Source organism: Kitasatospora sp. NPDC056531 (assembly GCF_042794375.1).
Taxonomy (GTDB): Bacteria; Actinomycetota; Actinomycetes; order Streptomycetales; family Streptomycetaceae; genus Kitasatospora.
Map to the genome: position 1 here is coordinate 1 of NZ_JBHTTU010000061.1, position 13252 is coordinate 13252.

General features: G+C 68.6%; 7 protein-coding genes and 1 pseudogene. 4 read left to right on the forward strand and 4 right to left on the reverse strand.

All coding sequences use genetic code 11. The features are described from left to right. Positions 1-15: 15 nt before the first annotated feature. Complete coding sequence (locus ACFQ87_RS33180) at positions 16-1002, reverse strand: serine/threonine-protein kinase (RefSeq protein WP_380614607.1); 987 nt, start codon at positions 1000-1002, stop codon at positions 16-18. Continuing rightward, the gene (locus ACFQ87_RS33185; RefSeq protein WP_380614608.1) at positions 999-3173 is read right to left on the reverse strand and encodes a protein kinase; all 2175 of its coding nucleotides are present in this window, start codon (positions 3171-3173) and stop codon (positions 999-1001) included. Before ACFQ87_RS33185 ends, ACFQ87_RS33180 begins: the two co-directional genes overlap by 4 nt. An 852-nt stretch (positions 3174-4025) precedes the next feature. Here ACFQ87_RS33185 and ACFQ87_RS33190 point away from each other — a divergent pair. Beyond that, positions 4026-5804, forward strand: a complete 1779-nt coding sequence (locus ACFQ87_RS33190) for a reverse transcriptase domain-containing protein (RefSeq protein WP_380614609.1) — start codon at positions 4026-4028, stop codon at positions 5802-5804. Between the two features lie 280 nt (positions 5805-6084). Here ACFQ87_RS33190 and ACFQ87_RS33195 read toward each other — a convergent pair. Continuing rightward, positions 6085-6241: pseudogene (locus ACFQ87_RS33195) on the reverse strand (serine hydrolase); the annotation flags it as partial. A 600-nt stretch (positions 6242-6841) separates the two neighbouring features. Here ACFQ87_RS33195 and ACFQ87_RS33200 point away from each other — a divergent pair. The 3 genes from ACFQ87_RS33200 to fabV all read left to right on the forward strand — a co-directional run bounded on the left by ACFQ87_RS33200 (position 6842) and on the right by fabV (position 10535). Further along, complete coding sequence (locus tag ACFQ87_RS33200) at positions 6842-8086, forward strand: IS110 family transposase (protein WP_380614610.1); 1245 nt, start codon at positions 6842-6844, stop codon at positions 8084-8086. Positions 8087-8297: 211 nt separating this feature from the next. Then, positions 8298-8843, forward strand: a complete 546-nt coding sequence (locus ACFQ87_RS33205; protein ID WP_380614611.1) for a lanthionine synthetase LanC family protein — start codon at positions 8298-8300, stop codon at positions 8841-8843. Positions 8844-9326: 483 nt separating this feature from the next. Further along, a complete protein-coding gene (gene fabV, locus ACFQ87_RS33210) occupies positions 9327-10535 on the forward strand; it encodes an enoyl-[acyl-carrier-protein] reductase FabV (protein WP_380614612.1) in 1209 nt (402 codons plus the stop codon). A 338-nt stretch (positions 10536-10873) separates the two neighbouring features. Here fabV and ACFQ87_RS33215 read toward each other — a convergent pair whose 3' ends face one another. After that, the gene (locus tag ACFQ87_RS33215; RefSeq protein ID WP_380614634.1) at positions 10874-12946 is read right to left on the reverse strand and encodes a HelD family protein; all 2073 of its coding nucleotides are present in this window, start codon (positions 12944-12946) and stop codon (positions 10874-10876) included. Between the last annotated feature and the right edge of the window lie 306 nt (positions 12947-13252).

Here is a 13252-nt window from a genome sequence, read left to right on the forward strand (position 1 = left end):
CCGCGGCAGCTCCACCTACCATCCCCTCGCCCCCCCCCCCGACGTGCCCGGCCACAGCGCCCGGGTGGCACCGCCCGCGGCGGCCGTGGCGAGCAGTGCTCCGCCGAGGACGAGAAGCCGGCGCCGGGTGCCGTTCGGATCGCTCAGCACCCGGGCCAGTTCGCGCTCACGCCGGCGTACGGTCCGCTCCGCCCCTCCCAGCCAGTCGGTGCCGACCGCCGGGCCGTACCGGAAGGCCTCGGCGAGCTCGGCCGGTGCGGGCCGCCGGGCCGGATCCCGGTCCAGACAGCGCACCAGCAGTCCCGTCAGCTCCGGTGGCACTCCGTCGAGGTCCGGAGGCTCCTCGGAGGCCCGGTAGATCAGCACGGCCGGCGGTCCCTCGCCGAAGGGCGTGCGGCCGGTCGCGGCGAAGGCCAGCACGGCGCCGAGTGAGAACAGGTCGCTGGCGGGGGTGAGGTTCAGTCCTGCCGCGTGTTCGGGAGACATGAACCCGGGTGTGCCGATGATCTGGCCGCTCGCGGTGGGCAGCGCGTCGGCCGTCGGCTTGCTGATCCCGAAGTCGATGACCCTCGGGCCGTCCCGGGCGACCAGGATGTTCGAGGGCTTCAGGTCCCGGTGGATGATCCGGGCGCGGTGGATCGCGGCGAGCGCCTCCACCAGTCCCGCTCCGAGTACCTGCAGCGCGGGCCCGGCGAGCGGGCCGTGGCGTACCACGGCCTCGTACAGCGACGGCCCGGCGACGAACTCGGTGGCCAGCCACGGGACTTCAGCCTCGGTGTCGGCGTCCACCACCGCCACGGTGTAGGCCCCGTTGACCGACCTGGCCGCCGCCACCTCCTGGGTGAACCTGCGCCGGAACTCGGCGTCGGCCGCGTACTCCTGCTGCACGGTCTTCACCGCGACGGGGCGCCCGCTGCCGGTGGCGGCCAGGTAGACGGCGCCCATGCCCCCCGCGCCGAGCTTTCGCAGGATGCGATAGGGACCGATGCTCTGCGCGCTCATGCGGCGCCGGCCCGGAAGGCGCGCAGCGTGGTGGAGGAGGCGCAGTAGAGCGTTCCGCCGACGGCCGCGGTGGTCCACTGGCCCTCGTCGGAGGCCGGGCGTGACACCCAGCGGACCGCGCCACTGGTGGCGTCCAGGACGGCGGCCCCGGACGACCCGCCCAGCAGGGGGACGCCGAAGAAGCCGTCGCCTGCCGACGGCACCCGGAAGTCCATCCCCGTGCCCGCCGAGGTCGCCGTCGCCACAGTGGAGTGCCACAGCCCTTTGCCGGTCGTGACGTCCAGGCAGTAGGCGGTGCCCAGGTTCCCGGACAGCAGCAGCCTGCCGGCACCCAGTGCACAGCCGAAGACCGCCTGCGGGACGGGGGGAGCCAGCCAGCGCTGCCGCCCGGTGGCCGGTTCCAGGGCCACCACCGTCTGGCCGTTGACGACCAGCAGCAGTTCGCCGGTGCGGATCAGCCGTGAGGGCAGCCCGGCGCCGCCGCCCGCGAGGCCGGCGGCCTGCCACTGGGACGCTCCGGTCCGCAGGACCACCGCGTGCAGGACGTCACCGTCGCGGTAGTAGCACCTGCCGTCGGCGACCAGGCCCATCGAGCTGCCGGAACCGCTGTACAAGGGCTCATAGTCGCGGGCCATGGGCACCGCCATGTTCTGGGCGACGTCGTGCTGCCACAGCACCTCCCCAGTGCCCGGATCGGCCCCGACGACGACTCCGCCGCCGGCGAAGGCCGTCGGCCGGGCCATCACCACGGTCCGGTCGTCCGCGCCGAAGACCCGGATGCTCATCTCGGCGTCCATCCGCTGCTCGGCGGGCACAGTGAGCGGGATCCGGTGGTCCTCGGCCGTGGCGTTCAGCCACACCAGGCTCTTGAAGTCCATGGACGTCCCGTAGAGCAGCCCGTTCTGCGCCTGGAAGAACTGGACGTCCTCGCGGGACCACGCCTGACGCCCCGTCGAGCCGTCGAGGCCGGTCGCGCCCAGCCCCTGGGACCACCACACCGGGGTGGGCCCGAGGACGGACAGCTGATGGCCGACCGCCACACCGCTGAACGGCCGGCTCCACAGCGGGGCCGGGGCTTCGGGCGAGGGGCTCGCGCCTCCCGTGTCGGCTCCCCATGCGTCCACGGGATTGCCGACCGTCGCCGTCCCGGCGGCCACCCGTGCCCGACGGGTGAGCAGCAGCGGGACGCCGACGGCGGCGGCCGCACCCGCGCCGAGCCCGGCACCGAGGCCGAACAGGCCGCGGCGGCTGAGCGACTGCCACGTCCGCACCGGCAGCGCGGGCGGATCGGCGGGCGGCGCGGCCAGGTCGATCGCGGCCTGCCGCTCCCGGGCGTCGAGGTCGGCCAGCAGGCCCGGACTCAGCAGTGCCGCCGGATCGACCGGAGCCAGTGCGGCCAGCACGGCCGCCGCCGCGGGCCGCCGGGCAGGCTCCTTGTCCAGGCACGCGGCCACCAGCGGGCGCAACACGGCCGGCACACCGGCGAGTTCGGGCTCCTCGTAGACCGCCCGCCGGTTGACCTGCGCGGGCTCACCGGTGCCGAACGGGGCACGGCCGGTGAGCGCGTACACCAGCAGGCAGCCGAGCGAGAACACGTCCGACGAGGCGAAGGTCACGGACGCGGAGACGATGCGCTCGGGAGCGATGTATCCGGGCGTGCCGCACACCATGCCGGTCCGGGTCAGGTGAACGGCGTCGAAGGCACGGCTGATCCCGAAGTCGATGACACGCGGACCGTCCCGCGCGATCAGCACATTGCCCGGCTTGAGGTCACGGTGCACCACTCCCACCGCGTGGATCGCGGCCAGCGCCTCCGCGAGGGCGGCCCCCAAGGCCCGCGCACCCGCCTCGCCGAGCGGGCCGAACCGCCTGACCACCTCGCCGAGCGACGGCGCCGGCAGGTACGACGTGGCCATCCACGGCCGGGAACCGCGCGGCTGCGCGTCCACCACGGGCGGCGTGTGGAACCCCGTCACCCGCCTGGCGGCCTCCACCTCCTGCTGGAACCGGCGCTGGAACTGCGAGTCCTCCGCGTACTCGAGCCGGATGACCTTCACCGCAAGCAGCCTCATTCCCGGCGAGCGGGCCAGGTACACCACCCCCATCCCGCCCTCGCCCAACGGCCGCAGCAACTGATGGGGGCCCACGAACACGGCCGGCTGCGCCCTCATGCCTTCGGTGTCACCTTTGGCAGCCACCAAGCCTCCCCCCGTGTGTCCCCGCTGTCGCAGACAGAGTGACACGTGCAGCTCATCCGGCGGTGCCCTTCCCCACATTGGGGGCTCCCATCTGCCGGCTGGGCAGGCTGGAGGCGCCCGACGCGTCGCTCGACAGGCCGGATGAGCACTGCGCACGTCCGAGAGAGCCGAGGACGGCGAATTCCCGTGGTGCACGTGGGCCGCCGGCCGGTCAGAGGCCGAGCTGCCCCTCCGTGAGCCCGGCGTGGACGCGCAGCAGCAGCCCAAGGAGCGCAACACCGTTGAGCGCCTGATGTGCGCCACGAGGCGCTTTGTTGTATCCCCGGCTCAGCCGGGAGGAATTGGAGGGATATTCCTGGGCCTGATGGCTCACCTGGATCCGAAAGGTGATGGGGACCAGAGCATGCCAGACAATCAGTGACCGGGCTCAGTTGCCAGGGACGGTGCACTGAGGGGCCCGCGTGATATGGCGAAAGCTGGATTGCCTGAACCCCAATCTCCAGTCGATGAAAGTTCGCATCCATTGGAAAGGCTACTGAAACCGATGCCATGTCCTGTGACGGCCTTGATCAGGGGCCGACGCACCCTCTGTGACATGGGGCGATGTCCAATGAGGACATTCAAGGAGATGAGTGGGGCGCCTACGTCACGCTATAACGTACAACAAGGACGAACGTGGGATCGCCTACGGGGTGCGAACCCTAGGGCGACGGAGTGCTCGTAGTAGTCGCAGGAGTAACGACCTGCCAGGGAGGGCGGGAAAGCCGCCCGCAGGGCGAAGGGGCACAGGTGACTGGATGCGAACGAGACCGGAAGGTATGCGAAATGCAGAGTGCCGACACGGTGTTAGGCATCCTTCGTGAGCGCGGCAGGCGTGAACTGCCGTGCAACGAACTGTATCGGCAAATGTTCAATCCGCAGTTGTACCTAGTGGCTTACGGACGCATCTACTCCAACAAGGGAGCGATGACGCCGGGAGTCACTCAAGAAACCGTTGACGGTATGTCGCTGGACAAGATCGGCCGCATCATCGATGCGATGCGTCACGAGCGCTACCGATTTAGTCCCGTCAAGCGGGTCAACATTCCCAAGAAGAATGGGAAGCTTCGCCCGCTTGGGCTGCCGACATGGACGGACAAACTGGTTGGCGAAGTGATGCGTCTCCTTCTAGAGGCGTACTACGAGCCGCAGTTCTCCGACCGTTCCCACGGGTTCCGGCCCGGACGGGGATGCCACACAGCCTTAACCGAGGTGGGCAATACCTGGACGGGTACGACCTGGTTCATCGAAGGTGATATCTCCGACTGCTTCGGATCGATCGACCATCAAGTCGTCATCGAGACCCTGTCAGAAAGAATTCACGATGGCCGGTTTCTTCGGCTGGTGCAAAACATGCTTGAGGCCGGGTACATGGAGGACTGGACCTGGGGCGCCACGCTCAGTGGGGCACCCCAGGGCGGGGTACTCTCCCCGCTTCTGTCCAACATCTACCTCCACCGACTGGACAGATTTGTCGAGAAGGTTCTGATTCCGCAGTACACCCGAGGGCGGAACAGGGTGCGCAACCCTGCCTACCTGAAGGTGGTCAACGCGATCGCACGCGCCCGCAGGCGCGGCGACCGGACCGAAGTCCGGTCATTACGCAAGCAGCAGCGCAGTATTCCCAGCGTGGATCCGAACGATCCGGGCTACCGAAGGCTGCGCTACGTGCGATACGCCGATGACACCCTGCTCGGGTTCATCGGGCCGAAATCCGAGGCCGCAGAGATCAAACGGCGCCTCGCGGCATTCCTCCGCGACGACCTCAAGTTGGAAATGTCGCCAGAAAAGACGCTGATCACCCACGCCCGCAAGGGCGCGGCAACGTTCCTCGGATACGAGATCGCCGTCCAGCACAACGACAGGCAAGCAACCCGGGGCCGCAGGACGGCCAACGGGTCGATTGCCTTACGTGTGCCAGCGAAGGTGATTCGAGAGAAGGTAGCCCTGTATTTCAGTCGCGGAAAACCCGCGCATCGGTCCCAGCTTCTCAACGACGACGACTACACCATCGTCAACGTCTACGGGGCCGAATACCGGGGCATCGTCCAGTACTACCTACTGGCCGGCAACGTATGCCGATTGCATCGGCTGCGTTGGGCCATGGAAACCTCGTTGCTCAAGACACTGGCAGCGAAGCATCGCTCGACCGTGTCCAAGATGGCGGCCCGATACAAAGCCAAAGTCGAGACACCATATGGGTCCCGCACATGCTTCGAAGCCAGCGTCCCCCGCAGTGCAGGCAGGAAACCACTGGTCGCACGATTCGGCGGAATCTCACTGACGCGACAGAAGGCAGCGGTCCTCGCGGACCGCCAAGTGGCCAACCCTCACCCCAGGAAAGAGCTGATTACCCGACCCTTGAAGGGGAAGTGCGAGCTATGCGGGATGCCGGAAGACGTGCGAGTGCACCACATCCGAAAACTCGCCGACCTCGACAAGGGAGATCCACCAACTGAATGGCGCCAGGTCATGGCGAAGAAACGGCGCAAGACCCTGGTGGTCTGCACCGGTTGCCATGACACGATCCACTCAGGAAAGCCAACCAGCAGCGTCACGAAATAGGTCACTGGAGAGCCCGTTACGGGGAAACTCGTACGGCGGGTTCGGAGGGGGGCCGTGTGGAAAAGGGCCTGTGCATGGCAGGCACCTCGTCGCGCGGCCTACCCAACCAACAAACTGAAGGCCTGGCGAGGCATCGCCAGCCGCTACGACAAGACGCCCGCCAGCTACCTCGCCGGCCTCCACCTCCGCGGCGCGATGATCTGGATCAAAGACCTCAGCAGGACCACCCCTTGATCGCGACCAAATACGCTCCCTAGGTGTACTGACCCGTGAGGTTGAGGCCGGCCGTGGCGTTGGCAAGCATGACGGCCGCCACATCGTCCTGCTCACTGAACAAGAGCGGGGCGCAAGAGCGGGGCGAGGAAGCCGGGCATCGAGCCGCCGTGGCCGACCAGCAGTCGGCCGTCCACCTGCTGGAGCTGCAGGCTCAGGCCGTAGCCGACCGACCGCGGAGGTGGGCCCAGGCAGCCATGCGGGAGATCCGTAGACCGATTGGCGCGGCCGGGCTCGGAGGCCTGATAGTCCATCAGATACGGTCAGCAAGAGGTCAGCATAAGTACGAGCAGACTCTGTCTTACGAGCTCAGATATGAGACTCACTCGCTCTCGGGATCGCGCGGCTGCGAGGGCGCCAGCGGGACTTTCTGCGGGTCCTCTTCGCTGACTGCAGCCGACCGCCCGACGCCCGCCGAAGAGCTCCCGGTGCGGCACAGCATGAGGCATCACCACAGGTCAGCGATTCAGCGAACCTTCGGCGCGCTCCGGGGGGCGTGGTAAATGTCGTGGCGCGCGCTGCGGCTGGGCTTCTGGGCGCCGCTGACGTGGGTCGATCCGTTCCGAGACCCTGTAGGGGTTCGTTCCGGTCGAAACCGATGGCTCTGTGATGCCCGTGAGCTCGCAGGTCAGCGTGGTGCTGAGGGCCTTCCACGGGAACCGTGGAGTGTTGCTGCGAGCACGTGCGTCAGAATTCCTGTCTTTGCTCTGGCCCTCCCGGAACGACATGCCGCTCGGGTGCCCGATGAGGAAGGGAGCAGGGCCGTGGACGTGCTGCACGAACGCTGTGCCGGCCTGGACATCAGCAAGAAGGATGCCAAGGTCTGCGTCCGTGTCCCGAGTACCAAGCGCCGTGGGTCGTTCACCACCGAGACCACGACATGGGGCTCGGTGACGAACGCGGTGCTCGCGCTGCGCGATCACCTGCTCGCCGCGGGGGTGACGCTGGTGGTGATCGAGGCGACGTCGGACTACTGGAAGCCGTTCTACCACCTGCTGACCGAGGACCTGAACGTGATCCTGGTCAACGCCCGACAGGTGAAGAACCTGCCGGGCCGCAAGACGGATGTCTCGGATGCGGCCTGGCTGGCCCAGCTCGGTGCCCACGGCCTGGTCCGCGCGTCTTTCGTCCCCGACCAGCCCGTGCGGGAGTTGCGGGACCTGACCCGGGCTCGCACCCACACGACACGCGAGCGCGGGCAGATTGTCCAGCGCCTGGAGAAGCTGCTGGAGGACACCGGCATCAAGCTCGCCGCCGTCGCCTCCGACATCATGGGCGTTTCCGGCCGGGCGATGCTCGAAGCCCTGATCAGCGGCGAACGCGATCCGCAGGTCCTCGCGGAGATGGCCAAACGGCGGCTCCGGCACAAGATCCCCGAACTCGTCGAGGCTCTGACCGGCCGCTTTCGCGAACACCACGCGTTCCTGGCCCGGCTGTATCTGGACCAGTACGACCAGCTCACCGGAGCGATCCAACAACTGGACGAGCGGATCGAGGCGGCGATGGCGCCCTTTCGTCCCGCGCTCGACCTCCTCGACACCATCCCGGGAATCAACAAGGCAACCGCCGAGGTGATCATCGCGGAGACCGGCGGCGACATGAGCCGCTTCACCTCCGCCAAGAACCTGGCCTCCTGGGCGGGAGTCTGCCCCGGCCACCACGAGTCCGCCGGCCGCGCGAAGAGCACCAAGGTCCGCCCCGGCAACCCGTATCTCAAGGGCGCCCTCGGGCTCGCCGCGTTCGGCGCGGTGCGGACCAAGGACACCTACCTGCAAGCCCGCTACAAGCGGCTCACCTCCCGCCGCGGCCCGCTGAGAGCCCTCGTCGCCGTCGAGCACTCCATCATCACCGCGATCTGGCACATGCTCACCGACCAGAAGCCCTACCGGGAACTGGGCGGAACCTACTTCACCCAGCGCGACCCCGAACGCGCCGCCCGCCGAGCCGTGACCCAGCTCAACCAACTCGGCTACACCGTCACCCTCAACCCGATCGACGCCGTGGCCTGACAGCCCGGCTCCCACACCGGGCCGCCGAACCAACGCCCGGCATCCCCTCCTGCCCAAAACCCTCTCACCTCCTGTTATTTACGCGTCAGAGCGTGATATCAGATGGCCGCCCGCATGGGTGGTGCTCGCGTGATCGCGCAGCCAGCCGCCGAATCTTCCCGGCTTCTCTCGATGCTCCCAGGTCTGTAGGATCTGCTCACCGGATCGGTCGATGTACTTCCTGCTCGAATACGGCAGCGCCACCGGCGATCCCGCCGCGCTCCGCCGGGCCCGGCAGGCCGCTGCCCGGCTCGCCGCCCTCACCCCGGACATCCTCACGGCGGCGAGCGCCCCGGGAGCGACCCGCCGCTACGGCTCGTGGTGCCGGGGCCTGGCCGGAATCGGGGCGGTGCTCGTCCGCGCCGCCGACCGCCTGGGCGAACCCGGGTACCTCACCCTCGCCCAGCGGGCTGCGCGCGGCTCCGCCGAGCTGGCGCCCCGGATGCCGCTGGTCACCCAGTGCTGCGGGCTGTCCGGGGTCGGCGAGCTGCTGGTGGACGTGGCCACGGCGTCCGGGTCCGAGGAGTTCTGGGACGCCGCCGAGACCGTCGCGGCGATCATCCTGAGCCGCAGCGGCGGCACCCCCGCCCGTCCGGTGTTCCCGGACACCGGCCTCACCCGCTCCAGCGCCACCTGGGCCGGTGGCTCGGCCGGAGTGCTCGCCTTCTTCCGGCGGCTGCACGACCGGGGCGGCGGGCGGCTCGGCCTCATCGACTGACCTATGCCGTGGTCAGAACCCCGGGGACCCTTTGAGATCGTCTTCAAGGTCACTTCCAGAGCAGGATTGAGGCGATGGTGACTACCGCGGCTGGGGCGACACCGTCCGCTTCGCCGCCCGCACCGCCGCCCGCACCGGCGAGGTCACATGGTCCGCGCTGATGGTGGTGCCGCGGCCGAGGTCGGGGGTCTTCATGGGGGTGGACCTTGCCTGGATGAGTGGCAGCTGGTCAACAGATGACAGCACCTCATCCATAGTGGCTCCCACCAGACCCGGTAGTGCAGCCGCCACAACCTCAAGGCGATGCTGAGCCTGGTCGCGACTGCGTCCTGCTCTGCTGGCAGTAGTGAAACACTCCAAGATCGGATCATGATCCTTGTCCCTGGTGAGGCCAGTGTCAGTGTCCGCCCTGTCGCAGACTTGCAGGGCGTGGTGGCCTGGTGTTGCCGCGTCTTCGGCCCAGTCGACCCAAGGACTGCAATCGTGAGCGAGCGCGTTCTCATCCCCCGCAACCGGGGCTTCCTCTTCCTCGACTCCCACCCGGCGGGCTGCGAGCGGCTGGTGGCCGACATGTGGCAGGCATGCCCCGACTCCGCCGACGTGCTGGAGGGCGCCGGGCCGGTGGCCCTGATCATCGGCTCCTCGGCCGGATACGGCCTGGCGGCCACGGTCGCCGGACTGAAGCGCGCCGGCATCCGCGGCATCATGGTCTCCTTCGAGAAGGCCCCCACCGAACGGCGCACCGCTACGGCTGGCTGGTACCGCACCGCCGCCACCGCCGACATCGCCCGTACCGCCGGGCGGGATCTGGTCTTCCTCAACGGCGACGCGTTCTCCGACACGATGAAGAACCAGGTCGCCGACCTCATCGAGCAGCGTTTCGGCGGCAGGCTGGACTACCTGATCTACTCGGTGGCCGCGCCACGGCGCACCGACCCGGACACCGGCACCACGTACGCCTCCGTCCTCAAACCGATCGGCCTGGCAAACCGCACCAAGACCCTTGTTTTCGACGACGAGGGCGTTCCCGAGGTTCGCGAGGTCGAGACCGGGCCGGCCGAGGGCGATGATGTCGAGCAGACTGTGGCCGTGATGGGCGGTGCGGACTGGGAACGCTGGATCGACCACCTGGCCGGTCGGGGACTGCTCGGCGAGGGCTTCGCCACCGCCGCGCTGTCGTACATCGGATCGCCGCTGACAGCGGCGATCTACCGGCAGGGCACCATCGGCGCGGCCAAGGCCCACCTGGAGGCCACGGCCCGCGCCCTGAACGACCGGCTCGACAAGACGGTGGGCGGGCGGGCCGTGACCTCCGTCAACGGCGCCGCCGTCACCCAGTCCTCCACCGCTGTCCCCGGCATCGCCCTGTACACCGGCCTGCTGCGCGGCGTCCTTGGAGAGGACCTGGTCCCGCCGGTACATCAGCTCACCGCCCTGTGGGACCAGCTCACCGGTGCCGCCCCGCTCGCCCTGGATGACGAAGGCCGAATCCGCCTGGACACCTGGGAACTCACTGACGACGTCCAAGCGGCCGTCGCCGAACGCTGGGAAGCCGCCACGACCGACACCATCGCCGGTCTCGCCGACCTCGACTGGTTCCACGCTGAAGTCCAACGCCTGTACGGATTCTCCGTGCCGGGCGTCGACTACACCGCCGCAGTGACCACCGACGTTCCCTGGCCCGCCTCCTGATCAATATCGCGCTGGAGAAGGTGGTGGCCGCTGGGCTGGAACTGCCGGCGTTCTCCACCTTCGACACGATGACCCGGCCCATATCTCGCCGTACCTGACCGAGCACATCAAACGGTTCGGCGAGTACAGCACGCACGAACTCGGCATCGAACCCGACGCGTACGACCCGAAGCTCGACGTCGACCTCACCCTGCTGCGCGAAGTGGATCGGAACGTCGTCGGCTTGGACCAGGCCGGGTGCGGCCACGAGCGGTGAGGCGGCGAGCAGCCCCGTGCGCGCGGGCCGGTGTCTGTACCGCGCCGGGTGCGCCCGCGGCGACGACGCGGGCGCCGAGTCGTCAGGCGGGCTGGACGGTGATTGTGCAGAGGCGCTTGGTGGCCCGGGTCAGGGCCACGTACAAGTCCCTTTCCCCACCGGGGCGGGCCGTGATGATTTCCTCGGGGTTCATGACGACGACCCCGTCGAATTCCAGGCCGCGTGCTTCGGAGGCCGGCACGACGCGTGCGTGGTGAGCGATGCCCTGGGCCGTCAGCTCGCTCACCCTGGTGTCCGCGCAGATCACTCCCAGAAGCTCGCCCGGGTGTGCGGTGCTCTGGGCGCGGAGTTCCTGAACGACGGCGGTGACCAACCCGTCCGGCGGTGTGGTCACGGTGCGAGGGCTCTCACCGCTTCGCAGTGACCGTGTGGGCTTCTGGTCCGGAGCGATCCGCGTGAGCAGGTCCCGGACGCCCTCCAGGATCTCCTGCGTTGTGCGGTAGCTGACGGTCAGGTTGTGCAGTTTGAACCGCGGTCCGACGTGGGGGCTCAGTGCTTCCTTCCAGTCGCGTGCTGTCGCGACCGGGCCTGCCTGGGCGAAGTCACCCACCAGCGTCATCGCCCTCGCCGGGCAGCGGCGGACGATCATCCGCCACTGCATGGCGGTCAGTTCCTGCGCCTCGTCGACGACGACGTGCCCGTACGTCCGCTCGGGGGGACCGTCGACCAGGCTCGCCGCCTCGTCCAGCAACGGCACATCGGCATCGGTCCACGGGTCGTCCGGACCGCGCAGCAGAAGGGAGCGCTCCTGCGCCGTCAGGCGGGGCAGGAGCTCGGCGAGAGCGCCGGCGTTCGTCAGGAGCGCCTTCACGAGGTCACCGGGTACCAGCCGCGGCCACAACACCTCGACCGCTCGGTCGACGCCGGCGTCGTCGAGGAGATCGGCTCGGATGGCGTCCAGGTCCAGCTCGTGGACCGGACCCGAGTCGGCCGCGCCTTCGGCACGGCGCTGGGCGACTCCCGTGAAGCGGTCGAGGTCGATGCCCGTCATCCTTTCGGCATCGGCGTCGATCTGCTCCAGGAGGTCGCCCATGTCTCGTTGCATCGCGTCGGTGACGGCGTCGACCAAGAGTTCTTTGAACACCTGACGCGCGGGGTTGTGCCCCGGTGCGGCTGCCACGGCGGCGTCGCGTGCCGTGGCGACTTCCTCGCCGGAGAGGTGAACCAGTTCCGGTCCGACCCGCACGGTGAAGTCACCGGCGGGGGCTTGGTGGACGCGCAGCAGCCCGGCCAAGGCGTCGGCGAGGTCGGAGCTGCCCTTGAGACGCGCCGTATCGAACGGGCCCACCGTGTCCGTGGACACTCCGGCCAGTTCCCGGCAGGTCGCCAGAACGACGTCGTTCTCTCCGAGCGAGGGAAGGACCTGGGAGATGTAGTCGACGAACCGGGCGTTCGGGCCCACCACCAGGACACCCTCCTCCGCGGCGCGCGGGAACGCGTACAGGACATAGGCCGCCCGGTGCAGGGCGACCACCGTCTTGCCGGTGCCGGGCCCGCCCTGCACCACGGTCACCCCGCGGTGGGCGGAGCGGACGATCTCGTCCTGCTCGGCCTGCAGCGTCGCGACGGCCGCCTGCATCCTGCCCGTACGCCGTGCCGACAGCGCCTCGGTCAACGGGCCGTCCCCCACGACGTCCTCGTCGGTCGGGGCGGTCCCGTCCAGCAGTTCGTCGCTCACCGAGATGACCGTGCGCTCCTCGAGACGCAGGTGCCGGCGCCGGCGCAGGTCCATCGGCTGGACCGGTGTCGCCTCGTAGAAGGGCCGCGCCGCGTTCGCGCGCCAGTCCACGAGCAGAGGCAGGTCATCCTCCTCCCTCTGCAGTCCGATCCGCCCGATGCGCAGGGCCGTCCCATCCGTCCAGTCGATGCGCCCGAAGACCAGCCCCTTTTCGGCGCCCTCCAGCCTGCCGATTTCCTTGGCCAGACGCTCGACGGCGATTTCTCTCTCGTATGCCTCCCCGGCGCTGTCCGCCGGGGCCTTCAGCACACTCGCTCGGTTTACTCGCGCCTCGGAAAGCCGCTCGGTGAGCAACTCATACAAGGAGGACACATAATCCCGCTCCGATGCAACCGCACGCGCAGCGGGATCATTCATTTTCGACAACAGGGGCTCCTTCGATTCGAGCCATACCATACGGTCAAAGCTCCCTGAAGATAAGTCTTGACTTACTTGGCGAAGCCATGCCCCTACGACTGAATCCATGACGGCTGACCGTATGGCGTTTCATGCATTCCGCCGTTCCGTATATCGCTAATTGCGCTCCCGATGCCCACCTGCCTTATGGGCGGCTACGGGGGCGCCGTCCGGCGTGTTCTCGGATTCTGTTTCCGGCATCCCCGTTTCTTCCTCCGAGCGGGGGCCCACACCCACCCCCCCTCTTGCCTCCCGTGTGGGCCCCCC